Below are 25,154 nucleotides of genomic sequence, written 5' to 3'. Positions count from 1 at the left end.
ATATGCCTACCCAAAGTAAAATATAACCGTTTTAAATTGTGTTTTTCGTAGGGGCGTATAGCTGTGCATTGGTGTCAACTTAACGTGAAAGCCAGGCTATAAGCAGCTTTTAGAGATTATCTCTTACCTCGTTTACCTCGTTCCCAGTCTCCGCCTGGGAATGCCATCCTTGGGGCTGCCGCCTCCCTTGCTGGCGGCAGAGCCGCTTTTGAATTGCATTTCCAGCCTCTTGCTGGAAACGAGATTTGAAAAGGCTTTTAGCTTAAGTTGACACCAATGATAGCTGTGTGCCTCTACCAGATGTTACTTATCTCCCGGAAAATTCACAACTATAGGTGGATAACCGTTTTCTGAGGTTGGTTGTGCTTTGGTAACTACTGGTTGTGGATGCAAAGGTGTTGGTGTCAATTCACCTTTACCAGTTTGATTCCATAAAATCATGGATAGTAGCCCATCTACTAAGCCGTTATTACTGCCGTTACTACCAACTAAGACATCTGGTATCAAGCGGACATTGCGATCGCCTATAATCTGCATCAGCTGCATTGCTGTATAACCTTGTGAACCCAAGGCTTCCACACCAGCGCGGTAGGTTTCAGCTTTGGCGTTACCTGTGGCCCGAATACCTTCAGCCTCAGCAATTGCCCGGAGTTTTGTACCCTCAGCTTCACCATTCGCCTCTTTGATTTGGGCTTGGGCTTTTAGGTCAGCAATATGCACACTCTGCTCCGATTTCACCATTTCTTGCTGGATATTAGCCAGTGCTGTTTCCCGGACAAGTTGCTGCCGTTGGGTTTGCGCCATCTGCTGGACTTCATAAGTCTTGCGTTCTTCTTCGGCAATTTTCCGGTCTGTCTGTGTCTGCATTAACGACGCTGGTGGCTGAATATCACCAATGAGGGTGTCGATCGCTTGCACATCATAAGCCCGCAATGCTGTTTTAATATACTCAGCAGCCTCAGTTTGCCGCTCACTTCGAGCAGTCAGAAAATCTAGTACAGTACAGTTCTGGGCTGAGTTGCGGAAATAGTTCCCGATGGTCGGTTCCAATACATGGTCTACCAAATTTTGCATTGCACCAACACGAGAAATTACCTTTGGGGCATCTAAAGCACCCACATGGATAATTTGTGCTACTTCCAAATCAAAGGCAAACCCATCACGCGATCGCACTGTCAAGGAAGCTAGTTGAGCATCATAGCTATGACGTTCTGTGCGGTCTGACCAATTTAAGACAATATTGGTCGTTGGCACTAGTTCCATCTTCATTATCCGGGAATTAATCGGGTGCTTGCCAGGATACAACGGTTCGACCCATACACCCTTATGTCCAGGATTAACCAAGTTACCATGAGTGAAAGCTGCACCACTGACATCTTGATGTGCTTTACCCACGAAAGAAATTACCACACCTACATACCCAATGGGAATTTCGGTCATGGGCACTTGCTCAACCTGGACAAACCAAGGGTTCAAGTTCCAAGAACCAGAAAGCAAGGTTTGCTCTTGTAAGCCTCGCCGCCCACCTCCATTAATAAATTTCTGACCATTTTGGAAGTTGTCGTGTCCGTCAATTATGGGGCCTGCAAGTTCGCCAGCAGAGATTGGTACACCATCTAAGGTAGTGACGATGCCAACTTTGTCAGATGCAAGACTGTATACCCGCAACTGTTCTGGATTCATGCCATGAGCGCTGGCATTTGATGCCATGATGACTTTAAATAGGGCAGTATTGATCCGGTACGTACCAGCAGTGAGAAAACCCATTTGCCGACCTTTTTCCCCACCTTGGGTGAGGAATTTCCGAGCATCTTGGAAGTTGTCGCAACTGACAATTTTACCCAAAATCCGCTCTGGTGGGTTGGATGCGCCATCTGCTGCCACAATCAAAGCGATTTCCCCTTGGGGAACGACAATTACCGATTCTTTCTTTACAGAATACTGCCAAGGCCAATAGCCCCAGTGCCAACCAGGAGCTAAAGTATCTGCCTGCAAGCCAGCTTCCCCGTTGAGGGCAATCAAACTTCCGGCGGGGAGTCCACGCCCGGAAAGGGTAAATTTTCGAACTACAATGCCGACTTCACGTTCGCCAATTACTACAAGTCCGCCAAAGAATAGGGGGACAAATATAACTAAACCCCCGACAAGTACGACGGGGATTAGTACAAAAGGATCAATTCCAGCAGCTTGATATTGAGTCCTGCTAATTTGTAACTGAGCAATATTTGGTTTGGTCTGATTTAGCTGGACAGTCGCCGAAGTAACTTCTTTTGCGGTAGTTATTTTTACAGGAGTAGCATTTGCAGAATGAATACTCCCAGCGATCGACATTCGCGTAGCCTCTTGTAGAGAAGACGTTGGCGCAGCCATCGCTAAGGTTGCTACAATAGATGCTGCAAAAAGAGCTACCTTATTTTGTTTACGAGTACCAAGCAAAGATGAAAAGCTTTTCATAATTTGTGCCCATTTGGGCAACTAATTAGTTAAGTTAACACTTCACCAAGGCTGGCCTCAATTTCTTAAACTTGACGTAATTTTTTTAAAAGTTAATAAATATTTTGTAGGTTGGACATTGCCCAACCTACAAAGTGGAAATAGAAAGTTAAATTAGACCAAACCGCCGGCCGCTTGAAACCGAGCGCGGGCCCGTTTGAAGGCTTGGTTTGCCTGGATTTGGGCTTGGCGATCGTCTCCTGCAACTTGATTCAGACGCGCTTCTGCTTGGTTGTAAGCAGTGCGGGCTTCATCAAGGTTAATTTTGTCGCCACGTTCAGCGCCGTTAACCAGAATTGTCACTTCATTTTCTTCGACTTCGGCAAAACCACCCAAAAGAGCGATCGCTTGCCAATTCTGATTTTTAGCGGCGCGGACTCGCATTACACCAGTATCCAGGGCGGTCAAAAGTGGTGCGTGTCCAGTTAGGATACCTAGTTGACCAGTGGTGCTAGGTAAAACTACTTCTTCCGCTGGGGCATCCCATACTGTTTTATCTGGGGAAATTACACGAACGGTTAATGTCATTTGTCTTTTGTCCTTTGTCCTTTGTCTTTTGTCTTTTGTCACTAGTCATTAGCAGTTGAACTAATGACTAATGACCAATGACTAATGACTAACCTTTGATTTTTTCAGCTTTAGCGATCGCTTCGTTGATATCGCCAACTAAGTAGAAAGCCTGTTCTGGCAGAGCATCCAACTCACCAGACAGAATCTTCTGGAACCCTTTGATAGTATCTTCCAACTTCACATACTTACCAGGAGAACCGGTAAATACTTCTGCTACAAAGAACGGCTGAGACAAGAAGCGCTCAACTTTCCGCGCGCGCGCCACAATTAGACGGTCTTCTTCAGACAATTCATCCAAACCGAGAATGGCGATAATGTCTTGGAGTTCTTTATAACGTTGCAGAGTTGATTGCACCGCCCGAGCAGTATTGTAGTGTTCTTCACCTACAATATTTGGTTGAAGCATGGTGGAAGTCGAACCAAGGGGGTCAACTGCGGGATAAATTCCCTTAGCTGCCAAACCGCGAGACAGCACTGTGGTACCGTCCAAGTGGGCGAAGGTAGTAGCAGGTGCGGGGTCGGTGAGGTCATCCGCAGGTACGTACACTGCCTGAATGGAGGTAATGGAACCCTCTGTTGTTGAGGTAATCCGCTCTTGCAGTTCACCTACGTCGGTTCCCAATGTCGGCTGATATCCTACCGCTGAGGGCATCCGACCCAGGAGCGCGGATACTTCCGAACCTGCTTGTACAAACCGGAAGATATTGTCAATAAACAGCAGCACATCCTGCTTGTTCACATCCCGGAAGTACTCTGCTACTGTCAATCCCGAAAGACCAACCCGCATTCTGGCTCCGGGTGGCTCGTTCATTTGACCGTAAACTAGAGCAATTTTCGATTCGTTGAGGTTGTCTTTGTTGATAACCCCAGATTCCATCATTTCATTGTAGAGGTCATTGCCTTCACGGGTGCGCTCACCCACGCCAGCAAATACGGATACTCCACCGTGTTGGGTCGCAATGTTGTTGATCAACTCCATCATGATCACGGTTTTACCAACACCAGCACCGCCGAATAGACCAATCTTACCGCCGCGTCGATAGGGAGTCAGAAGGTCAACAACTTTAATCCCAGTCTCAAACACTGAAGGTTTGGTTTCTAGGTCAGTGAATTTGGGAGCAGAGCGGTGGATGGGTAAACTTGCCTCAGCATTTACAGGGCCCCTGTTGTCCACAGGTTCGCCAAGGACGTTGAAAATTCGACCCAAGGTGGCTTTACCAACTGGCACGGTAATGGGAGCGCCTGTATCGGTGACTTCAAAACCGCGCACTAAGCCTTCGGTGGAACTCATCGCAACAGTCCGCACCTGGTTGTCGCCCAGCAGTTGCTGTACTTCAACGGTGATGTTGATTTCCTGTCCAGCTTCGTTGGTGCCAACGATTTTCAAAGCGTTGTAGATTTGTGGCAATTTCCCGCCGGGAAATTTAACGTCTACAACTGGGCCAATGATTTGGGTAATGTAGCCAATGTTTGTTTTTTCTGCGGTTGTGACCATGCTGCGCCTAATGAGTGAAGCTAGTTTTCAGATACGGTCTGAGAAGACATAATAATAAGCAATGTCAATTTTCACTTTAGCACCGGACGGGGACATAACTCCCTTAGTAATTCCTTAAAAAGGAGTTTGGCGGCTGTGGTTGTAGCCCTCATCCTGACCTTTATCCCTAATCTCATTTTTCAGATGCGATCGCCCTAGCTATCACGCGATGTAGCGAAAGATGCTAATCTACTAAACTGCCTAAATATTTGCATTTGCACTTATAGCAAAAAAGCTAGATTTTGATACCTAGCTTTTGCTTCATAAATTAAGGATTATATTAGCAGTGAACTTGATGCTTTTGCTTGCGCTTGAATTTAGAGGTGACACCAAAAGCACCCAAACCAAGCAAGCCAATCAAAGAAGTTGGTTCAGGAACAGCAGCAGTGTGATATGTTACATTACCCAGCACTGTAGAGCCATTGTTCCAATTTACACGAACTTCATCAACCAGTCCTGTATAACCCGATGACAGAAAAGTTGGTGTAGCAGAAGGTGTAAGCGATGCAGATGTTGCCTGTAGTGTTCCTCCATTGTTATGTGCTTTGCGTGGGCGCAGCCCGTCGTACATATCACTACACAGCATTTATTCAAGTTAGTTGGCAATAGAATAGTAAAGCTATCTACAAACTACATTTCCAAAACTTCTGAATATCCATAAGATAAAGATAGGTACAAAAAACTGTTTTTAGCCAAGCTGCGATGTCTGGATTAGGCGTAGCTGCGGCTTCATCCTTACACTTCCACCGAGCAACAGCTTATGAATTTCTCGTCAGCACGACAATATTTTTACCAGGAGATTCAGCAGTCTGACGAGCACATTGACCTAGCAAAGGCAGCTTTGTATATTGCACAAGAAGAATATCCTAATTTAGACCCAGAGGAATATCTCAACGCCCTTGATACAATGGCATGGGAGCTTCAAGAACGACTGCCTGACTCACGATATCCTTTGCGGATAGTTCAAAGTATTAACCAGTATCTCTACGATGATTTAAAGTTTTCTGGTAATAAAATTGACTATTACGACCCGCGCAACAGCTTTTTCAATGATGTAATTGACCGCCGACTGGGGATTCCCATTACCTTAGCGCTGGTTTACCTAGAAGTTGCCCAACGAATTGATTTTCCGATGGTGGGTGTGGGGATGCCAGGACATTTCCTAATCCGCCCAGATATTCCAGATATAGAGATTTTTGTCGATGCTTTCAATGGTGGCGAAATAATATTTGCCCAAGATTGCGAGGAACGCCTGTCTCAACTTTATCAGCAACCCGTGTCGCTACAACCAGAGTTTTTAGCTGTAGTCAGTAATCGGCAATTTTTGGCACGGATGCTGACAAATCTCAAATTTATTTACCTCAAACAGCAAGAGTTAGAAAAAACGCTGGCAGCAGTTGAACGAATTTTATTGCTGTTTCCTGGTTTAACTTTAGAGTTGCGCGATCGCGGTCTGATCTATTATCAACTCGGTTACTACCCCCAAGCTGTAAACGACTTACAAAATTATTTAACAAAAGTTCCCGATGCCGAGGATGCATCTGTGATTCGGCGGCTACTTACCGAATTGGGTAAAGATCGGTAGGAGGGATAGAGAAGCAGGGGAAGAAATAAGTAATGCCCAATCAATGCCCAATTACGAACTACGAATTACGTTGTTCTTCTGCGACTCGTTTGAGGCGGCGCAGCTGGGCTTGCATATCTGCTTTTGTCCAAGATGCGGCAAAGGTGTTGAAACCCCAACTAACCAAAGGGTTAGGGATATCGTACTCAAAGCGGTTGAGTAAGAGCGTTCCCTTTTCTGTGGGTTGACATTCCCAGCGATCGCGCCCTTGAAAAAATCCCTGAAATTCCCACACCACCAAACCCGGTTGTCGTTCCACAACTACGCTATTCAAAGTGGGTTTCAGTAGAGGAATTTGAATGATAAAACGGCTTTCACTGCCGACATCGGTGCTCCAAGCTTCGCCCACTGGTTCGCAACGGAGGACGGGATTCAACCAGCGGTGCATGAGAGCTAAATCGCTAAGACAGCGCTCCACTACCGTAGCTGTAGCATTAATTTGAATCGATTGTTCCAAAACTTGGGACATTCCACATATTTGATGCTGTTGCTGCAATTAGAGTAACGCAAAATTCAGCACTGCCAGTAAATTAAATCAAATATTAGTAACAAAGTCAAAAATTACTCTTGATATCAATGCCATAGATGTATGTTTTTACTGGTAAATTGATAGGCAAAACACTTACTCAGTGTTTGCGGCGAATACTTAAGCTTAATTCCGAAAAACCATGAACACAACTTGGCAAGGAATAACCCAGGTGATAGAAGTTGGTTTGCCCATGAGAGTGCAGCAATTTTTGGCACAATCGCCCAGCCTGCAACCAGTGCAACCAGCAGTGAATCAAGGAATCGCTGATGTGCAAGGTATTGTTCAACAGTTGATTCTGTTTACACCCCGTTTGCTGGGGGCAGTAGCAATTTTGTTAGTTGGTTGGCTAATTGCAGCGATCGCAGCAGCAGTGACGCGAGGAATCCTCAATCGCACAAATATAGATAACCGCATTGCCGCAGGGATAACGGGTCGTCAAGATGTTCCTCAAGTGGAGAAATTCATCTCTAGCTTAGTGTTTTGGAGCATTCTCCTACTGACGGCGGTAGCTGTTTTACAGACATTGGATCTGGAAATAGCGTCTCGACCTCTGAATAATTTTCTCAATCAACTTATTGGCTTTTTGCCAAAGTTGGTTGGTGCAGGAATCATTTTGGTAACCGCCTGGTTTTTGGCGACTATTGTGAAGATGATCACTGTGCGTTCATTACAGGCATTTAACCTGGATGAGCGTTTGAATCCAGAACCAGAAGATAGGGCACCCAGCCTCAATCGGTTGTCTCTGAGTGAGACAATTGGCAATGCTCTGTATTGGTTTATATTTTTACTCTTTCTTGCCCCAGTTTTGGATACTCTCGAACTAAGGCAGGCTCTACAACCAGTACAAGCTCTCATTACAGAAGTTCTGCTAATTTTACCGAACATTTTAGCGGCGATCTTAATCGCTGTAGTTGGCTGGTTCATCGCTAATGTAGTACGGCGGATTGTAACGAACTTGCTGGCGACAACTGGTATCGACCATTTAGGTAGTCGATTGGGATTATCTTCGACTGCGGGGGTGCAACCTCTATCGAGCATTATCGGCACAATTGTCTATGTTTTGATTTTGATTCCTGTGGCGATCGCAGCCCTCAATGCCTTGGGAATTGCTGCCATATCAGTGCCTGCGATCGCAATGCTGCAACAGGTTCTCAACGCCCTACCTGCCATCTTTACAGCCATTGCAATTTGGATTGTTGCCTATTTCGTGGGGCGCTTTGTCGCGGATCTGGTTACAAGTATCCTCACCAACTTAGGCTTTAATAACATTTTTACCATCCTCGGTCTGGCAACACCCAGTAGACGCATCGAAATTTCAACAGAACCAACAATTGAACCGACTCCAGCCCGTACTCCATCGGAAATTGCAGGCATTGTTGCCTTAGTGGGTATCATGCTATTTGCAACGGTGGCGGCGGTGAATATCTTGAATATTCCAGCCCTGACAGCATTGGTATCGGGTATTGTGATCATATTCGGGCGGATTTTGGCGGGATTGGTGATATTTGCCATTGGATTATTTCTGGCAAATCTGGCTTTTAATATCATTACCAGTTCTGGTGAACGTCAAGCACAGATTTTGGGACAAGTGGCGCGGATTGCAATTATTACCTTAGTCTCTGCAATGGCACTACAACAGATAGGAGTTGCCAGTGATATTGTCAATTTAGCCTTTGGACTTTTACTAGGTGCGATCGCAGTTGCGATCGCCCTAGCTTTTGGTCTTGGAGGGCGCGATATTGCCCGCGAGCAAGTTCAAGAATGGCTCGACTCTTTCAAAGGTAGAAATTAAAAGTTGATTAAGGTGCAATTTCATCTATAAATATCGGAAAGTGCAGCCCTAAGTATCAATAGTGAAGAAAATCTCTCGGCAATTTTACCTAAAAAGTTGAAAGTTAGAGTTTAGAAGCTCGGAGTTTGAGTGTAGGACTTGACATTTCGAGTTTAAAGGTCGAAGTTTCGAGTTCAGAAGCTCAAGTTCCGAGTTCAAAGGTCGAAGTTCCGAGTTCAAAGGTCGAAGTTCCAAGTTCAGAGGTCGAACTTCCGAGTTCAGAGGTCGAAGTTCCAAGTTCAGAGGTCGAAGTTCCGAGTTCAGAGGTCGAACTTCCGAGTTCTAAATACATGTCACCATAAAAAATGTGCCCAAATCAAGCTGCGACACAGAATAGCCCGTCGTATACATGGTCTTTCAAATAATTAATAAAAACAGGTGCAATCTTTATAGATGGCAGAATATGACAACCTTTGTAAAATACTCGCAGAAAAATACCCCCGTGATTTTACTCGTTGGTTATTAAATCAAGAACCGCGAACAATTGAAATCTTAAAAACCGAATTAAGCATCGAACCGATACGTGCTGATTCGGTAACATTTCTGCAAACGGAAAAACGGATTTTACACCTAGAATTTCAAACTACAATCAAATCCCAAAAACCAATTTCTCTGCGGATGCTAGATTACTATGTCCGATTGACACGGAAATATCAAGTTCCTGTTACGCAGGTAGTGATTTTCTTACAAGAGACAAGTGACGAAATTGCTTTTACTGAAGAATATGTCAGCGAAGTCACAACCCACCGTTATCGAGTTATCCGAATGTGGGAGCAAGATTCAGCACTATTTCTTAGCAATCTGGCGTTATTACCTTTAGCACCGTTAACGCGAACAGATTCAGCCCGGGCGTTATTATCGCAAGTTGCCGAGGAAATTGCTAAAATTCCAGATATCGAAACAAGACAAAATACTGCTGCTTACACGGAGATTTTAGCAGGATTAAAGTTTGAGAAAGATTTTATTCATCAATTATTGCGGGAAGATATTATGCAAGAATCAGTTATTTATCAAGATATTTTGCATCAAGGAGAACAAAGGGGAGAACAAAAAGAAGCTTTTCGCTTCTTAAATCGCCAGTTAAATCGCCGATTTGGAGAAATAGATCCATCAATATTTGAGAGAATTCGAGTTTTATCTACTGAACAATTGGAACAATTAGGAGAAGAATTTTTAGATTTTACAAATGTATCTGATTTAGTTGCTTGGCTTGAGCAAAATACAAGCAGTTGAAATAATTCGTAATTCGTAATTCGTAATTACGAATTAGTTAAAGCAAGCTTACGCACAGCGTCTCTGAACAGGAGAAGCAAGCAGCTTCTAGGAACTAACATGGCTCACCGAACTTTATTCATTCCACGTCTGTGTATCACTTTCTGAGTTTTACCTTGTAGAGTAATTCATCTTTAATGCGGTTGAGAATTGAAGTCTCATCAAGGTTTGTCAAAATCCGATTAATCACTGCTTTCGGCCCATCAGGCCCCCAAGTTGCGCCATTGGCTAAATAAACTTTGGTAACTTGTCCAATACCGTAAGAAGAAACACCAGCTACTCCCCCTTGGGTGATGGCTACCGATATATAAGGGCCTAGCGCAATGCCACCTGTAGCTGTTGCAGAGATCCCAAGTAAAGTTTTTAATCCACTTAAGCCCAAATTTGCTAACAATTCACTCGCACCGATGCCGCCCATACTCAGGGCGATTTTTTGTAGCAATTGTACAGCCCCGGCTTCGGTCATGGAGAAGCCATAGAGTTTAGATAAACCCAAAATTAGAGCAATATCAATGACCACACTACTCAGAATATCTACCACAGTTACGGGATTTAGTGCGATCGCTAATGCTTTGGTCATCACAGCTTTCCAAATCAACTGATTGGCATTCTGTTCCCGAATCATCAGTTTTCGCTCAACCAATTGCTCATTTACAACGTCGGCATAAAGCATGGTATTAAGAGCAACCAAGGCTTTACCCTCACGATGCAGAATTTCCAAAATTTTTAGCTTCAGTTCCTCGACTTGGGCATTACCTGTACGCAACTGTATACCCCTCGTACCATCAGGGCGACGAATCGCCGTCTTCACTAATGGCGATGCCGCAGCCATGACAATTTCTAAAGGTGTGAGTAATTCTCGCACCCTTTCATCCCGGATTTTGTGATAAATTGCCATCCGGTCTGCTTCTGGATACTGATCTACTTTGTTAAACACCAAAATAATCGGTTTACCTGCTTCCCGCAACTGAGAAAGAGCGGTATATTCTAGCTTTGTCATGTCGCCAGATATCACAAACAGAATCAAATCTGCTTGTTTGGCAATCTGTTCAGCTAAAGCGGCACGAGTTGCACCATCTACCTCGTCTAACCCAGGAGTGTCAATTAATTCCACCTGGGATTGACCTACACCAGGGAGTGTGACTCGCAAAGCACGTTCAGTTTCCCCAATCGCTTCCTCACTAATACTCCAATTAACTCTTTGTGCAGCACGAGTGACACCGTGCAGCGGCCCAGTTTCAAATACTGTTTGCCCAACCAAAGAATTGAGTAGAGAAGACTTACCACGTCCCACCATGCCAAAAGCCGCAATCTGCACCACCATGCGGTCTAACTTCCCCAGCATGGTTTCCAAATCAGCAATTTCTGTCTCCAATCCGGTTTTTTCTTGGGGGGTGAGGTCGAGATTGGTTACCAAGTTTCGCAGTGCCGTTTGTGCTTGTTTATAGTTCAGTTCCGTCTGAATATCTTCAAAACTGAAAATCGCACTATCCAGTTCTTCCTCCCAACTGAGAGAATTTGGGTCAGTGTTAGCGGAATCGCTTTGATGAGGTTCAGGCACGGGCAATGTCGAAGTCATATCAATTTGAGATTTGAAATTTGGGATTTTTAAATTACCCCTGTCTATTATCCTAGTTATTTTTAACAAGGGTTTGGGGAGTAGGGGGGCAGAGGTGCATAAGAGAATAACTCTTGATTAATGACCAATGACTAATGACTAATGACTAACAAAAAGTCATAAACTGAAAAATGCATCTAAATAACTCGTTAGGATCTTGACTAAATTACCTGTGCGGAAAATCGTTATTGCCGGCAACTGGAAAATGTACAAAACCCAGGCAGAAACCCAAGAGTTTCTACGAGGATTTCTGCCCCACTTAGAGGAAACCCCCCAAGGGCGAGAAGTGATATTGTGCCCTCCTTTCACTGATTTAAGCGTTTTGTCCAAGACTTTGCACGGTAGCCTTATCCAACTGGGGGCACAAAATATCCATTGGGAAGAATATGGAGCTTATACGGGTGAGATTTCTGGCCCAATGCTGACAGAAAGTGGTGTGCGCTTTGTGATTGTCGGTCATAGCGAACGACGGCAATTCTTTTGTGAAACAGACGCAACCGTTAATCTACGCCTCCGAGCTGCTCAAAGGTTTGGTTTGACCCCAATTCTCTGTGTTGGCGAAACAAAACAACAACGGGATGCGGGAGAAACTGAATCACTGATTGCTCTCCAACTCGACAAAGGGTTGGTAGATATCGATCAGGATAATTTGGTGATTGCCTATGAACCAATTTGGGCGATTGGTACTGGTGATACCTGTGAAGTAACAGAGGCAAATCGGATTATTGGCTTAATTCGTAGCCAGTTGAGTAATCCAAATGTATCAATTCAATATGGTGGCTCAGTCAAGCCGAATAATATTGATGAGATCATGGCTCAACCAGAAATTGATGGTGTTTTAGTGGGAGGAGCAAGTTTGGAACCTGAGAGTTTCGCTCGAATTGTGAATTTTCAGTCAGTGTGATGTGCCTTCTTCTTGTTCCCATGCTCTGCATGGGAATGTCTAATGTAAATTTATGCCAAGCAACTTGATAATTCGGGGACGCTGTTTCGAGTGGGGACAGCGAACTTATTTAATGGGCATTTTGAATGTAACGCCTGATAGCTTTAGTGATGGGGGTGAGTTTAACACTACCTCTGCTGCTTTAGTGCAGGCGCAAGCACTGGTGGCTGCTGGTGCTGACATTATCGATGTGGGCGGTCAATCAACTCGACCAGGGGCAAAGCAAATACCTCTGGAGGAGGAACTTGACCGAGTGTTATCGGTGTTACAGGTGCTAAGACCAGAAATTTCAGTCCCGATTTCTGTAGATACTACCCGTGCTGCTGTAGCCAGGGCATCTGTAGAAGCTGGAGCGGATATTATTAATGATATTTCTGGCGGCACTTTTGACTTTGAAATGTTGCCAACAGTTGCAGATTTAGGTGTACCGATAATTTTAATGCACATCCGGGGAACACCACAGACAATGCAACAACAGACTGATTATCAAGATTTGCTCGGTGAGATTTATAGTTTTTTGGCTCGGCAAATTGAGGCAGCAACTACTGCGGGCATTGAACTGGAAAAAATTATTATCGATCCTGGTATTGGCTTTGCTAAGAACTATGAGCAAAATTTAGAAATTTTTCGCCGCTTGCGATCGCTAACAAGACTCAACTGTCCTATCTTGGTAGGAGCATCTCGTAAAAGCTTCATTGGTCGGATTTTAAATCAACCAGATCCCAAAGCACGAGTTTGGGGAACGGCAGCAGCTTGTTGTGCTGCTATTCTTAATGGCGCTGATATCCTCCGAGTTCACGATGTTCAAGAAATGCGCGATGTTTCACTAGTAGCCGATGCGCTACTGAGACAAGATGCACAGCATGACTCTTAAGTATTACCGTTCTCGGATTTTTTGCCGTTACCTTCTTGATTTACTGACTCAGCTATCAACTCTTGAAACATTTCACTTGAGTTAGCTGGGTCTACAAAGACAATTTTGGCATTATTACTCTCACCAAGTTTTTGGCTAGCATCTACGTAATCTTGAGCTACAAGATACCGCAGAATGTCTCTACTGTCAGGATTGGAACGGAGAGCTTGAGAAATGATTTGCACTGAAGCCATAGTTCCTTCTGCTTTTTTAATGGCAGCTTCCTTTTCCCCTTCTGCTTCAGTAATCAGCGCCCTTTTTTTAATTACAGCGGCTTGCTCCTCTTCCCTAGACTTTCGTACACTCTCAGGTAGAGTAATTCTCTGAAGGTCTAACCGGATAATATCAACTCCCCAATCTGCTGTTATATTATTCAACTGGTCTAGGATAGCTGAGTCCATCTCCGATCTGGAGACATTGGTCTGCTCTAGGGTGTTCTGGGCAATGACTTCCCGGAGCGTGGTTGTGGTTACCTGTGTCAGTGCCCCTTGCAGATCCTCAATAGCATAAAAGCTTTTCTCAATATCTCTAATACGCCAGTACACAATAGCATCCACTTCCACGTAAATATTATCTTGGGTAATCACATTCTGAGGTTTGATGTCTAAAAACTGCTCTCGTGTAGTATCTTCCATCACAATCTGATCTACCAAGGGAACAATAAAGTTCAGCCCTGGCTTAAGTTTCCGATGATACCGCCCCAAGCGTTCGACTAGGGCTTCATTACCTTGATTAATCAGTTTTGCAGAACCTAAGGCATAACCTATAAGCGCTAAGACTATAGCAATGATTGGCTCCATATATGCTCCTATTCAGCTTTTGGGCGAATTTAGTATCAAAGATATGCTACTAGCTTGTCATATCTTTGAGTTTAATGTTTTGAGTCTGTAATTTGATGAACACTAGCAGCGATGTCTGATGTCGAGTCGCTGCGCGTCTTGTACATATTTTCTATTTGCGGAATGCGATCGCTATTAAAGCACCTTGATAAAACGCTGGCAAGGACTACTTCATGTAACCAACATTACTTGTACTGGTATCTTCAAGTATGGCAGACTAAAAAGCAGTATATTTACTTAAATCTAATTATTTTTTTTACGTAAAATCTAGTAACATTTTAGAAACTTCAGTATAATCGGATTAAAATTGGCTTCAGCCATTATAAATATACAAATAAGTAAGTCGGTGGAATAAAATCAAACTATGTAAATAAAAGTAAATAAAGCTCAAACTCTTTCTCCCCCTGCCCCCTGCCTTATTGCAACAATAATTATTTACGCCGACCTACTTATTATGGGCAGACTGTTAATCAGACTTATAGGTTTAATCCTACTTTTTACAGGCTTATACTTTTTTGGTCAAAATATAATATTTGTTAGCGGTTACTATCTACCTTTTTCCAGTAGATTACCTGCTACTGTTTCCGTATTAGCAATCATGTCAGGTGTGTTTACATTAGTGTTTTTTCGCAGAGAAGCTAGTCAGCTTGGGTGGATTTTGTTAGGTATTGGCATAGTACTAGTTTTTTTCAGTGGTGGAGTAATTTTCCGATCAACTAGCTTATGGAATTTATTTGTTGCTTTTGCAGCATTAGCAGCCTGATATAAATTATTTAATGAGGGCAGAATCAACTTCTAAAATCTGCAAACATAATCATATTTTCTCATATTTGCTATAGCAATCCTATCTGATTGCGAAGAATTCAAAGTCACATTATCCCCGATTTATTTAAGAAATTGGGGATATTCTCTCTCACGAATCGCTTAGGATTGTTATAGTAGCCAAAACTACATTTATCGCCAGTTAATATTACAGTCAGGAAAATTTGACATTGCAATTTTGCTATCTTCTTTACTGCTGCGGAGAGCGCATTAGGGCAGTTAGATTAACTTTTAGTTAAGTGCCAATTTCACAATCTAGAAGCACACACAACTAGCCTCAACTAGACGAATAGCCTCTTAATCATGACTTTAGCTTAGGGGGGTTTTACTAAGGTTGAGGCTACTATTACAATGGAAACTATTCATTATGAGGAATAGGCAAGAATGACCCAGGTGGTTCTAGGAGAGAACGAAGGAATAGACTCAGCTTTGCGTCGGTTTAAACGTCAGGTTTCCAAAGCTGGGATATTAGCTGATGTGAAATATCATCGGCACTTTGAAACACCGATAGAAAAGCGCAAACGTAAGGCAGTGGCAGCTAGACGCAAAAGACGTTTTAACTAAACTTACTTGGTTTGGTAGTGGCGTTGCTTGAGGTTATGACCTAAAACAGGCAACAACGTAATTGCCATTATTCTTACAAAAATTAAGCAAACTATGCCGCACCCCAAATTAGGATGTAGATGAGTCACTTTTCCCAAGCACAAAAGGCGTAAGGGCTTTATATCGGTTGGATGGAGCAAGCTAAAATCGCTGCCCATCAACCAAAATAAGAGCCTTTGCCAAGCTTATAGGATAGTATTCATCCAACCCTAAGACTCAGAATTATTAATGGTGCGGCTATTACAAATATTCATCGCCTTTTCTACTCCCTGCTTGAGGCTTAGTTCAATACACTCAACCACGAACTGAAGTACAAGAGACATCTGCTGATTTTCGGCACCAGAAAATCGCCCCAGCACATGAGAAACAGCATCAGAATCATCGTTATTAGCTGCACCTTTGGGTTTACCAATACCGATTCGCAAACGGGGAAAGTTTTGGGTACTAAGATGTGCGATCGCACTTTTCATGCCGTTATGTCCCCCAGCCGAACCAGATAAGCGCAGACGAGTTTTTCCCAAGGGCAAATCCATATCGTCATAAATCACCAGCACTGACTCAGGCGGCAATTTATACCAACTTGTCACCGCTTGTATTGCTTGTCCTGACCGATTCATATAAGTTGACGGCTTTAGCAAGCGAATTTTACCACCACCTGGGGCCATACCCTCGCCATACTCCCCCTGAAACTTGCGGTTTTCTGCTAAGGAAATGCGCCAAGAACGGGAGAGAGTTTCTACAGCAGCAAAGCCAATATTATGGCGTGTTTGGTCGTACTTGCTTTCTGGATTCCCCAATCCAACAATTAGCTGGGGAATCACTAAAGCTGGTTGCGTAACAGCTTCTGTCATTTTGCCTACAGTCAATTGATATCCAGCATTCTCCTATTGAAACCCTCTCCCCGCTATATCAGGAGTACCTGATATAGCGGGGGATTGCAAAGATCGCTCCTCGTTTTTCGCCCTCGATTCATCTCGCCGCCAAATCAAAGATTATGGCGGGAGCCTTCTCTCCGACTTAGGTAAAGGCGGAAATAAACCTACTATTTCATTACAGCCAAAAAGTCCAGAATTAAAGCATTCATGACTTTTGACTTTTGACTTCCGCGTAGCGGTACTAGCTAGGTTGCGAAGAACTAGCGGTATCCTGCTCAGATTTAGCAGGATAGATTTGCTTAGGTTCCAGTTCAGCAGTAGTCTTGACAACTTCTTCTAGCTGTTCTGCTTCTTTTTGAAACTCGGTTTGAAACTCCTTAGAAGCTTCTTGGAAACTACGAATTGTTTTGCCCACACTCCGACCAATTTCTGGCAGCTTCTTTGGGCCAAAGATTAACAATGCAACTACCATAATTACAGCCATTTCCGGCAAACCGATACCAAATATATTCATTTTTGTCTCCTGTCAACTATAGAACCACTACCATAGACTCATATATTATTATTGGCCCTTCTGCTCTAATGTATTGAACCAAGTTTTTAAATCTGCGTAGTTTACCGCCGTAGACATCGCTTGAAAATTTAACAAAGCTTCACCGAGATTTTCTAATTGCTCTAGGTCGAGGCTTTCAATTTACTCACGCACTTCTTGGGGTAATTCTCCCACGCGCCGAGTTATTTGACGAACAATGAGCGATCGTTCTCGTTGTTCTCCTCGTTGTTCCCCTTCAGCGAGAATCTCTTGATAAATCACTGATTCGCGCATCATACCCTCCCGAAACAAGTTTCTAATCAAGTCTTTTTCGTATTTTAACCCGGCTAAGATTTGAGTATAGGCGGAAATTTCTAGTCGTTCTCTTTGCTCAAGATGCTCCCGAACGCAAGGCTATCAGACTTAGGTTTTGTACGTGAACAAGTTGGTTGAAATCTGCTGTAACAATTAGTCTAAATAGTGTTTATACAAAACTATAGTTGATATTAGCAGTGCCAGTGAATTTGCGATAGTAGTTCAGCTTAAGCAAATCTAAGCTCTCTAACTATTGCGATGGGTTAAACAAAGCGCAATCCAACAAAGCCCTGGAAATATTGTTTTACCCTGTGGGATCTTGCTACGTTCCTCAAGGGACTTGCAAAAAATAAATTATCCCAAATTATTTCTAGAAGGGGCGCAAGGCCTTGCGCCCCTTCTTGCCCAGTAGCAAATAACAACGTACAAAAAAACCCGGAAGTACCGGGTGTAACTTAACTTGTTATCCAAACTTGATAGCTGTGTATCTATTAGCGTCCCAAACTCCGCCAATCGACTACTACATCCTCAACCAACAGTGTTCTATTGTAAAGTTGCAGAATAATTAGCAGAAACACAAAAAATAGCAAAATAAAAACAGCCATCACAGGGGTAGTACCCCAACCTGGAGCCACTTTCCCATATTCAGAGTTAAGTGGTTTCAGGATATCTCCCAACCTAGTCCTTTGCGCCATAGTTCACCTAAGATTACTTGCCAAAGCTTTTTTTAATCTTCTGTAATATTCTATAAGAATAGCACTCATAATCTATCTCTCAATTATGGAACCCGCAATAGTTCTTAGCATTTCTATGGCTGCCGTAGTGGTTGCCATCACCGGAATTTCGATTTATACCTCCTTTGGTCCTCCTAGCAAGGAATTGAACGATCCTTTTGATGACCACGAAGATTAAAAGAGTTAGGAGTTTGGAGAGACGCGATTAATCGCGTCTGTACAGGAGTTAGGAGTCAGCCGCTAGTACAGCTAGACCTCTGTCCTTTTAGGCTACGGTGTACACACAAGTCTAAAATCGCTGATTTACCAGGATTTTACCCCACCCTAACCCTCCCCTTGCAAAGGCTACGGTGTACACACATCTTTCTAAAAAACCAAAATCGTCCTAGATCCCCCTAAATCCCCCTTTTTAAGGGGGACTTTGAGAGCTTTTTGCCCCCCAATTTATCGGGGGGTTGGGGGGATAAAAAGCCTGTGGCGCAACTCTAGAAGACTTGTGTATACACCGTAGCCCTACAAGGGAAGAAGGGGCTGGGGGTTAAGTCTGTATTGACTTATCCAAGTCTGGGATTAATCGTTGGTATCACCTTGAAACTGGCGATTTTCCAAGGCTGTATCGTCAATATTTGTTGCCCAGATGAGAATTCGGTAGTAGAGGAACGCTCTAACAAATCTACTTTATCTCCTAGATTCAACCCTAAATCACTTTGCAAAGATAACTCGGCTATTTCTCCGTGACATTCATAACACCGCAGAATTAACTGCTGTGGGTTATCCTCTGATGGCTTCAAGGCCATCAAGATTAAATTTTCATCTGATAAATCTAGGAAACTCACCCTTTCAATAGTACTGTTAGCGGTAGCGGTGCGTTGAGCCAGTGCTGTTAGCTGTAGCGGGGCGTTTACGTTGTGAGTTGTAAGTGGATTCAATATCACTTGCAATGGGATATTCAATTCATAGCCACGCCGTACTGTATGGGCTGATTCCCAGCTACCAGTATGAGGATACAAGGTATATGTAAACTCGTGAAAACCTCTATCAGCCTCTGAGTCTGGCCAATTAGGACTGCGTAGCAGTGTCAGGCGGAGTTGATTCGGTTTGCTGTCGTAACCGTATTTACAATCATTTAGCAGACTAACACCGTGAATACCCTGCTGTGTTTCTCCTGTTAAATCAGCCCAACGCAAAGCGGGAACTTCCCATTTTGCTTGTTCTGCGGGGGTTTGCGGTTTAGTTGGGCGGCGAATTGCGCCACAGGGAATTTCATAAGTAGCAAAGTCTGCTTCAAAATGGAGGGGAAAAGCAGCTTTCACTAATACATGATTTTCTTGCCAATTAACGGTAGTAGCTATTTTCAGCAGAGGTGAACCAGCTTGCAGAATATAATCTTGGCAAAATTCCGATTCACCCAACTGACGCACCACGCGCACACGGCTTTGCACAGGGCCTTGTTCTAACCACTGAATAGATAGAAGATTTGTTGAGGGTAAGGGATGTTGAGCGTAATTGGGGTCTATATTCCAAGCATCCCAATATTGACCACTATCTTTAAAAGCTTGTAGTTGATTCCCCGCCCCACTTAAAATTTCTCGTTGATAAGTTTTATCAAAAACACTTGATAAATCTCCGGTGTCAGGGTCTATAACAACTCGCAAGAATTCATTTTCTAAAATCCAGTCTGCGAGGAGAGGAGATGAGGGAGATGGGGGAGATAGGGGGGAAAGCCAAAATATGCGGTAGCCAACGGGTGGAATTTCGGTAGCGAGAAATAGTAGGGTGGATGGTTCAGATAATTGGGAGACAAGCTGCTTTCCAGAAGTGTCGTAAATCTGCCATTCTTCTGGTGTGGGTAAGGCTACAGAGACTACCTCAGAACGTTGCCAATTGAGAGAATTGAAAACGAAAATAGGCAAACTATCGGGTTTTGGTGGTTCTGATAGGGTAATGTGAGATGCGATCGCTAAAAGTGATTCCTGTAATATCTTCGTTCCTATTTGTTCCACTTGCTGCCACTGAGGCAACGCATCTGTGTAAACTTGGGTAATTGAAGAACCAGGTAAAATATCATGAAACTGTTGAAATAACACCAGCTTCCAAGCTGCTTCGATTTCTGCTTTAGGATACGTCACACCACAGCTTACGGTTGCCAAGGTAGCAAATAGTTCAGCTTGATACAATAAATTTTCACAACGACGATTCCAACGTTTTTGATCTGCGTGACTAGTGTAGCAACCGCGATGGAATTCTAAGTATAGTTCGTCATTCCAAGTAGGGAATGAAGGGGAAGGGGGGGAGGCGGAGGAAGAATCATAATGACTGACAGACGCGATGAATCGCGTCTCTACGATTTGCTGTAAATATTTTTCTGCTGTCGTGAATTCGATATCTGGGAAGAAAGGCGACTTTTGCCAGCGTTGGGCGGTTTCTAACATATCACGGGTGGGGCCGCCGCCGTGGTCACCGACACCGGGAAGCCAGAGGGATTCTGGTAAACCAGTTTGGGATTGCCATTCAAGAGCGTAGGATGCCATTTTTACTGGGTCTATAGCTTCACCGATGGGTGCAGACATCAAACTAAAGACTTCGCACCCGTCAGGCGATCGCCACCAAAAAGCCCCATAATTAAATTTAGTAGTATCATTCCACCGCAACTTCTGCGTCACAAAATACTCAATTCCGGCATTAGCGAAAAACTGCGGTAAAGTTGCACAAAAACCAAAAGTATCTGGAACCCACACTATGGTTGAAAGCTTGCCAAATTTTTCCTGGATGTAGCGTTGACCATACAATAGCTGACGGACTATTGATTCACCAGAAATTAGGTTAAGTTCTGGTTCCACCCACATTCCGCCGACAACTTCCCAACGTCCTGTGGCTACCTGTGCTTGAATCGCCTGAAACAAATCCGGGCGATGTTCTTCAATCCAAGCATAAAGGGCGGGAGTCGAATGACAGAAAATTAACTCAGGAAAATCTTCTTGCAATTTCAGAACCGACTCAAAAGTGTTTTGCGCCGCATTCCAAGTTTCACTCACAGGCCATAGCCATGCTAAATCTAAGTGAGCATGACCCAATAAGAAAATTTTAGATTTTTGATCCCCCCAACCCACGCTACTTGCTCCACTTGGGGAGACCCCAAGACCGCAGTGGCTCCCCTTCAAAAGGGGGGCTAAGATATCGGATTGAATTAGGTTTTGGCGTAAAGATAAAAATGACCTTACCAACTCTCCCTTCTCTTCCTCCGTGTCCTCTGCGCCTCTGCGGTTCGTAACCTCCCCCACCATCGCCGCCAAAACATCCAACTTTTCCGGCGCAAACTTTTCCAAATAAAGTTGCAGCACAGCTAACTCATCAGCCACAAAACCCGGATCGGGATTATTATCAACAGTAGACTCATAAACTAGGAGCGATCGCACTAAAGCACCATCACAATGTCCCGGACTCACTAACCGCAAAGCCACAGTAAATTCTTCCCCTGGCTTCACCCCCTGAGCCAGAAGCACTCTAGGCGAACAATCAAATAAATCACCCTCCAGCACTAACTCCCCATTCACATAAATCTCAGCAGAATCTGCCCACCAAACCAGCGCCAGCCGCAAAGATAACCCAGCTAAGGGATAGCCCTGTAAATCTTGGGGAACCACCAATCTTTGCACTAGCCATAGCACTTTTTTCCCGCCTGTCCAAGCAATATGTTCTTTAGCATTCAACTGAACAGGTTGCCAATGAGACAAATCAGCAGCTACAACATCAGTAATAATCAGGTCACATTCCTGGTATAGCCAACTAGACTGAAGATTAACTTGACAAAAAGAGCGCAGTTGCTCAATTGCTTGTGAGATGATTTTGGTCTGGGATTGAGAGACAGTCGGGGTCATATATTCGCTAAGATGAGGTGTTGGTTGTTTTTATTGTTTGGCGCGAGTCTCACAACTTAACAAGACTTGAACTAAAAAATTACTACTATGTCTTCTGGTTCCTCTGGTCGTTATCAAAGCAGACTATTTAACTTTGTCCACCAGCAATCTCGGCGGGTGACAGAACAGTGGGAACACACCTTCCGGCATTTACAAGTTGCTACTAAGTGGGGTGTGGAGGTACTACTTTACCCAGTGTATCTACTGTTTCAGTCATCTGAATCATCTGGGAAAACGCTACAGACCAAAGAACCACAAACTAGACTAAAGTTACAACCAAATGATACCGATTTCCAGCCTGAAATTCCAAATGTTGATAACCCCATTCAACAAGTACTAGAGGCAGTCAATTATCTGTCATCTGATGAATCCGCCTCTACTCTTACGAAAACATCTGAACCTTTCAATCCCTTGGTTTTTTTGGGATTGTTGCGGCTGAAATTCCTTGATAATAACTCTACAAATAACGCTAGTCTTACAGAATCATCAAATATTACAGGGAATCAAGCCGGAAATATCAACCCTTCACAGCTAGAGAACGCTCTCAAAGAATATCTTCCAGTAGTGCGGGGAATCGCCACAAATTTGATGAATCGTAGTTTAGTACTTGTTACTACCAACAATGAAATTTTAGATGTTTTAACACCTCAACAGCAGGCAAAATTAGAAGCTCGAATTATTAACGAAGTTGCTAATTACTGGCATTCTTGGCAGTTGATTATAGCTAGAAAAGAAACGCAGCTATTGCCACAAATTGACCGTTTATTAGCAAAGCTTACTGATGGAAATACAGCTAGAATGCCAGTTTTAGTTGAAGGGATATCAAAAGATTTACTTACTACAGATAAATTATTAGCATTTCTAGATATAGCCGTTGCTAAGTTGGAATCAAATGCTTTAGTACCTGTGCAAGAACGTAGCCAGGAAATTGTCCAAGTTGCCCAAACTCAGTTAAACATATTTCTTTATGGCAAAGAGCAATTAGCTGCTAAGGGAGACATTACAACTGCTGCTGATGGTTTGGAAACTCATACACTGAATCTTCAGGCTTTGATTGAGGCTGCGCTTAATTACTTTTTTGGTGTTGGTAATAGAAAAACACTTGAGCCAACAACCAGTGATAAGCGATTGCCAAGTAAAATATTATCTTCACGCCTTAGAAAAGCCTTGTCCAAAAGCCGTCAGTTGCAGAATCAGAATTTAACAGATGATCCTTGGCTAACGTGGAATGATTTATTTGGTAATACTGAAATAGTTGCTGAAAAGCCAGTTACACTTTCTCAAAGCAAAAATCCTGCTTTAGCCTCAAGTTTATCAGTAGGACATTTTTCACAAAATAATTTGGCTGTAAAACAACCTAAAGTTGGATCTGGCTTGGTGCAAAGGAAACAACTAACTAGTAATCTCGCCTCAAGTCAAAAAGTATCTGGAAAAGTTGCCTCTGCAAAACAAACCCGAACCAGCATTTCCCAAACTAAAAGCGAGAGTCGTAAAGGGGAAATGTTGAAACAGCAGCTTCACCAAAGCAGTCAAGTTGAGGCACAACCAGACTGGATAGAAACCAAAGTAACTTCATCTGGCTATGAGAAGCACCCCTTAGAGCAACTTTTGGAATGGGTTGATTATGCTATGCTCTGGCTAGAAGAGAGATTTGTAAAGATTTTTAGGTCGTTACGGCAACTATGGCAGGGGAAATAATACTAATTCGTAATTCGTAATTCGCCAAATCTTAGTTTGGTTTACAGCTTTATGGCTGTAGCCTAATTTTAGATAATCGGTATAAGCTGATCGATATTTTTTAAAAAACTATTATAATATTTACAATTTTTCAATTAAAGGATAATTTTGATTATCTATAATCTTATTGGTGGTTGTCTAAGTGAAAATTATTGTTTACTGTAAATACTTCAATTTCAAAAATCCACTAGATAAACCAAAAGTTGAGACATTTGTGGTAAATATGCCTCAAATCCCTAAGATAGGTGAAACAATTGTAGTTGAAAGAATTTCACCTCAAAAGGAGTTCGTAATTATCTTTGAGTACATTGTGACAGCAGTCCAGTTTAATGCATCTAGGGAATCGGCTGACTCGGCAGATGCTCAGGTAAACGCATTTTTAAACCACTGTTGGGAGGGAACATCAAATTTCAAAGTTACAAACTTTTTAGAGCAATAATCTCTTACCACAACATGTGATTGAGGAAAGAACGTAACAGCTTTAATCCTGTTGGTTCTTGATAATTAGTTGGTAACAGAGCCAGCATAGCATTCTGTAACGCCTCTAAAGCTACGTCCACTTCCTGGCGCTTTGGTCTGGTTGTTTGGGTAAAGTGTAACGGTTCACCTACTCGAATTGTTAACTCTTTTCCCAAATAAAGGTCATGAGTTCCAATCAGTCCAACTGGAATAATCGGTACACCAGCCCGCAAGGCATAAATTACAGTCCCGCGTTTCAAAGGGAGATGCAACTTACCCTCAGCAGTTCCTAGTCGTCCTTCGGGAAAGAGAATCATCCCATCTCCACGAGTCAAAATTGCCAGAATAATGCGGTCTATTTGTCGCAGTGTGTGTATATCTTCCCCTGTCGGTACTGTCTGTTTAATTGCTGCGGCTAGTTCAACTAAATCTTGCCTTCCTGCTTTAGCCGCTTCCATAACAGCAACTTCTTCTTTCCACACCCGTTCCAAAGGAATCACACCCCCCGCAAAACCCAGGATTAGGCGCTTCCACCACTTGTTATAGAGAGTACGGGCATCGCCCAGGATGTAATAGTGGGGTTGGGTAGGGAGTTCGGCTAAGAGGAGTAAAGGATCGATGTGGTGGAGATGGTTGACAGCTAGAATTGCAGGTTTCTGAGGTATTCTTTCTAGATGTTCGACCCGTACCTTGAAAAAGGAATGGATGAGTGATCGCATTACAAAACGACGTAGCCCAGAGTTGGCTCTAGGTTCCGAATGCCCCTGATTAATACCTTCCAATCCATTGAGAGTTTTTTCGATAATTTGGCGAACTGCGCGATCGCCAGCCGCAGCTACACCCTCTTTTACCCGCTTGATACTTGCAGCAGTCAAACTTTTTAATTGTGTACTATCTTCCTGCTGATGGCTGGATTTTGAGTCGGCATGAACTTCGGAAGTTACCCCATCAGCTAGGTTTTCCTGAACAGATTCCCTAGAAGAACTTTTGATAA

General features: G+C 43.4%; 22 protein-coding genes and 2 pseudogenes. 11 read left to right on the top strand and 13 right to left on the bottom strand.

What is annotated here, in order from left to right; genetic code table 11:
- Positions 1–303 precede the first annotated feature (303 nt).
- The 4 genes and pseudogenes from F8R90_RS23080 to F8R90_RS33915 all read right to left on the bottom strand — a co-directional run.
- Entirely contained in the window at positions 304–2,454 is a 2,151-nt protein-coding gene (locus F8R90_RS23080; RefSeq protein ID WP_196512617.1) for an SPFH domain-containing protein, read from the bottom strand.
- A 153-nt stretch (positions 2,455–2,607) separates the two neighbouring features.
- On the bottom strand, positions 2,608–3,021 hold the full coding sequence (atpC, locus tag F8R90_RS23075; protein WP_069071045.1) for an ATP synthase F1 subunit epsilon: 414 nt from the start codon (positions 3,019–3,021) through the stop codon (positions 2,608–2,610).
- Positions 3,022–3,109: 88 nt separating this feature from the next.
- Entirely contained in the window at positions 3,110–4,558 is a 1,449-nt protein-coding gene (gene atpD / locus F8R90_RS23070; RefSeq protein ID WP_196512616.1) for a F0F1 ATP synthase subunit beta, read from the bottom strand.
- 319 nt (positions 4,559–4,877) lie between these two features.
- Positions 4,878–4,976, bottom strand: a pseudogene (locus F8R90_RS33915) (PEP-CTERM sorting domain-containing protein); the annotation flags it as partial.
- A 381-nt stretch (positions 4,977–5,357) separates the two neighbouring features.
- Here F8R90_RS33915 and F8R90_RS23060 point away from each other — a divergent pair.
- On the top strand, positions 5,358–6,182 hold the full coding sequence (locus F8R90_RS23060) for a SirB1 family protein (protein ID WP_196512614.1): 825 nt from the start codon (positions 5,358–5,360) through the stop codon (positions 6,180–6,182).
- A 58-nt stretch (positions 6,183–6,240) separates the two neighbouring features.
- Here F8R90_RS23060 and F8R90_RS23055 read toward each other — a convergent pair whose 3' ends face one another.
- On the bottom strand, positions 6,241–6,690 hold the full coding sequence (locus tag F8R90_RS23055; RefSeq protein ID WP_196512613.1) for an SRPBCC family protein: 450 nt from the start codon (positions 6,688–6,690) through the stop codon (positions 6,241–6,243).
- A gap of 199 nt (positions 6,691–6,889) precedes the next feature.
- Between F8R90_RS23055 and F8R90_RS23050 the strand changes: the two genes are divergently transcribed.
- Both F8R90_RS23050 and F8R90_RS23045 read left to right on the top strand, forming a co-directional pair.
- Positions 6,890–8,542: a mechanosensitive ion channel gene (locus F8R90_RS23050; RefSeq protein ID WP_196512612.1), complete on the top strand. Its 1,653-nt coding sequence runs from the start codon at positions 6,890–6,892 to the stop codon at positions 8,540–8,542.
- Between the two features lie 432 nt (positions 8,543–8,974).
- A complete protein-coding gene (locus F8R90_RS23045) occupies positions 8,975–9,814 on the top strand; it encodes a DUF4351 domain-containing protein (protein WP_196512611.1) in 840 nt (279 codons plus the stop codon).
- Positions 9,815–9,950: 136 nt separating this feature from the next.
- Here the strand turns inward: F8R90_RS23045 and F8R90_RS23040 are convergent, their stop codons facing one another.
- On the bottom strand, positions 9,951–11,432 hold the full coding sequence (locus F8R90_RS23040; protein ID WP_196512610.1) for a GTP-binding protein: 1,482 nt from the start codon (positions 11,430–11,432) through the stop codon (positions 9,951–9,953).
- 211 nt (positions 11,433–11,643) lie between these two features.
- Between F8R90_RS23040 and tpiA the strand changes: the two genes are divergently transcribed.
- Together tpiA and folP are read left to right on the top strand one after the other, a co-directional pair.
- Positions 11,644–12,375: a triose-phosphate isomerase gene (gene tpiA / locus F8R90_RS23035; RefSeq protein ID WP_196512623.1), complete on the top strand. Its 732-nt coding sequence runs from the start codon at positions 11,644–11,646 to the stop codon at positions 12,373–12,375.
- A gap of 52 nt (positions 12,376–12,427) precedes the next feature.
- Entirely contained in the window at positions 12,428–13,288 is an 861-nt protein-coding gene (folP, locus tag F8R90_RS23030) for a dihydropteroate synthase (RefSeq protein ID WP_196512609.1), read from the top strand.
- Here the strand turns inward: folP and F8R90_RS23025 are convergent.
- Positions 13,285–14,127, bottom strand: coding sequence for an SPFH domain-containing protein (locus tag F8R90_RS23025; protein WP_190891163.1), 843 nt, complete (start codon positions 14,125–14,127; stop codon positions 13,285–13,287). The two genes, folP and F8R90_RS23025, sit on opposite strands and share 4 nt — an antisense overlap.
- Positions 14,128–14,620: 493 nt before the next feature.
- Between F8R90_RS23025 and F8R90_RS33070 the strand changes: the two genes are divergently transcribed.
- Complete coding sequence (locus F8R90_RS33070; RefSeq protein WP_230966694.1) at positions 14,621–14,929, top strand: hypothetical protein; 309 nt, start codon at positions 14,621–14,623, stop codon at positions 14,927–14,929.
- Positions 14,930–15,372: 443 nt separating this feature from the next.
- Positions 15,373–15,552, top strand: coding sequence for a 30S ribosomal protein S21 (rpsU, locus tag F8R90_RS23020; protein ID WP_190891159.1), 180 nt, complete (start codon positions 15,373–15,375; stop codon positions 15,550–15,552).
- Positions 15,553–15,800: 248 nt separating this feature from the next.
- On the opposite strand, the gene pth is transcribed toward rpsU, so the two are convergent.
- The 4 genes and pseudogenes from pth to psbH all read right to left on the bottom strand — a co-directional run bounded on the left by pth (position 15,801) and on the right by psbH (position 18,008).
- Positions 15,801–16,442, bottom strand: a complete 642-nt coding sequence (gene pth, locus F8R90_RS23015) for an aminoacyl-tRNA hydrolase (RefSeq protein WP_196512608.1) — start codon at positions 16,440–16,442, stop codon at positions 15,801–15,803.
- A 265-nt stretch (positions 16,443–16,707) separates the two neighbouring features.
- Positions 16,708–16,980 (bottom strand): TatA/E family twin arginine-targeting protein translocase, encoded by a 273-nt coding sequence (locus F8R90_RS23010; protein WP_190891154.1) that lies wholly within the window; start codon positions 16,978–16,980, stop codon positions 16,708–16,710.
- 48 nt (positions 16,981–17,028) lie between these two features.
- Positions 17,029–17,394, bottom strand: a pseudogene (locus F8R90_RS23005) (DUF4351 domain-containing protein); the annotation flags it as partial.
- Between the two features lie 410 nt (positions 17,395–17,804).
- Complete coding sequence (gene psbH, locus F8R90_RS23000) at positions 17,805–18,008, bottom strand: photosystem II reaction center phosphoprotein PsbH (RefSeq protein WP_109011888.1); 204 nt, start codon at positions 18,006–18,008, stop codon at positions 17,805–17,807.
- 85 nt (positions 18,009–18,093) lie between these two features.
- Between psbH and psbN the strand changes: the two genes are divergently transcribed.
- Positions 18,094–18,225 (top strand): photosystem II reaction center protein PsbN, encoded by a 132-nt coding sequence (gene psbN / locus F8R90_RS22995; RefSeq protein ID WP_012410654.1) that lies wholly within the window; start codon positions 18,094–18,096, stop codon positions 18,223–18,225.
- Positions 18,226–18,601: 376 nt separating this feature from the next.
- Here psbN and F8R90_RS22990 read toward each other — a convergent pair whose 3' ends face one another.
- Positions 18,602–21,925 (bottom strand): alpha-mannosidase, encoded by a 3,324-nt coding sequence (locus F8R90_RS22990; RefSeq protein ID WP_196512607.1) that lies wholly within the window; start codon positions 21,923–21,925, stop codon positions 18,602–18,604.
- 87 nt (positions 21,926–22,012) lie between these two features.
- Between F8R90_RS22990 and F8R90_RS22985 the strand changes: the two genes are divergently transcribed.
- Entirely contained in the window at positions 22,013–23,662 is a 1,650-nt protein-coding gene (locus F8R90_RS22985; RefSeq protein ID WP_196512606.1) for a hypothetical protein, read from the top strand.
- 181 nt (positions 23,663–23,843) lie between these two features.
- The gene (locus F8R90_RS22980) at positions 23,844–24,140 is read left to right on the top strand and encodes a hypothetical protein (protein WP_190891148.1); all 297 of its coding nucleotides are present in this window, start codon (positions 23,844–23,846) and stop codon (positions 24,138–24,140) included.
- Positions 24,141–24,144: 4 nt separating this feature from the next.
- On the opposite strand, the gene F8R90_RS22975 is transcribed toward F8R90_RS22980, so the two are convergent.
- A complete protein-coding gene (locus F8R90_RS22975) occupies positions 24,145–25,035 on the bottom strand; it encodes a lysophospholipid acyltransferase family protein (RefSeq protein WP_196512605.1) in 891 nt (296 codons plus the stop codon).
- 11 nt (positions 25,036–25,046) lie between these two features.
- Between F8R90_RS22975 and F8R90_RS33065 the strand changes: the two genes are divergently transcribed.
- Positions 25,047–25,139: a phage tail assembly chaperone gene (locus tag F8R90_RS33065; RefSeq protein ID WP_230966692.1), complete on the top strand. Its 93-nt coding sequence runs from the start codon at positions 25,047–25,049 to the stop codon at positions 25,137–25,139.
- Positions 25,140–25,154 lie beyond the last annotated feature (15 nt).

This window comes from Nostoc sp. NZL, assembly GCF_015714705.1.
GTDB classification, from domain to species: domain Bacteria; phylum Cyanobacteriota; class Cyanobacteriia; order Cyanobacteriales; family Nostocaceae; genus Nostoc; species Nostoc foliaceum_A.
This window is presented reverse-complemented; position numbering and strand designations above follow the sequence as displayed.

Bases quoted from the DNA above. Each gene is read 5' to 3' on its own strand.
- F8R90_RS23080 (WP_196512617.1), bottom strand. From the start codon at position 2,454: ATGAAAAGCTTTTCATCTTTGCTTGGTACTCGTAAACAAAATAAGGTA.
- pth (WP_196512608.1), bottom strand. From the start codon at position 16,442: ATGACAGAAGCTGTTACGCAACCAGCTTTAGTGATTCCCCAGCTAATT.
- F8R90_RS23025 (WP_190891163.1), bottom strand. From the start codon at position 14,127: ATGGAGCCAATCATTGCTATAGTCTTAGCGCTTATAGGTTATGCCTTA.
- F8R90_RS22990 (WP_196512607.1), bottom strand. From the start codon at position 21,925: ATGACCCCGACTGTCTCTCAATCCCAGACCAAAATCATCTCACAAGCA.
- psbN (WP_012410654.1), top strand. From the start codon at position 18,094: ATGGAACCCGCAATAGTTCTTAGCATTTCTATGGCTGCCGTAGTGGTT.
- atpC (WP_069071045.1), bottom strand. From the start codon at position 3,021: ATGACATTAACCGTTCGTGTAATTTCCCCAGATAAAACAGTATGGGAT.
- atpD (WP_196512616.1), bottom strand. From the start codon at position 4,558: ATGGTCACAACCGCAGAAAAAACAAACATTGGCTACATTACCCAAATC.
- F8R90_RS23055 (WP_196512613.1), bottom strand. From the start codon at position 6,690: ATGTCCCAAGTTTTGGAACAATCGATTCAAATTAATGCTACAGCTACG.
- F8R90_RS23010 (WP_190891154.1), bottom strand. From the start codon at position 16,980: ATGAATATATTTGGTATCGGTTTGCCGGAAATGGCTGTAATTATGGTA.
- F8R90_RS23045 (WP_196512611.1), top strand. From the start codon at position 8,975: ATGGCAGAATATGACAACCTTTGTAAAATACTCGCAGAAAAATACCCC.
- rpsU (WP_190891159.1), top strand. From the start codon at position 15,373: ATGACCCAGGTGGTTCTAGGAGAGAACGAAGGAATAGACTCAGCTTTG.
- F8R90_RS22985 (WP_196512606.1), top strand. From the start codon at position 22,013: ATGTCTTCTGGTTCCTCTGGTCGTTATCAAAGCAGACTATTTAACTTT.
- F8R90_RS23050 (WP_196512612.1), top strand. From the start codon at position 6,890: ATGAACACAACTTGGCAAGGAATAACCCAGGTGATAGAAGTTGGTTTG.
- F8R90_RS23040 (WP_196512610.1), bottom strand. From the start codon at position 11,432: ATGACTTCGACATTGCCCGTGCCTGAACCTCATCAAAGCGATTCCGCT.
- F8R90_RS33070 (WP_230966694.1), top strand. From the start codon at position 14,621: ATGGGCAGACTGTTAATCAGACTTATAGGTTTAATCCTACTTTTTACA.
- psbH (WP_109011888.1), bottom strand. From the start codon at position 18,008: ATGGCGCAAAGGACTAGGTTGGGAGATATCCTGAAACCACTTAACTCT.
- F8R90_RS23060 (WP_196512614.1), top strand. From the start codon at position 5,358: ATGAATTTCTCGTCAGCACGACAATATTTTTACCAGGAGATTCAGCAG.
- folP (WP_196512609.1), top strand. From the start codon at position 12,428: ATGCCAAGCAACTTGATAATTCGGGGACGCTGTTTCGAGTGGGGACAG.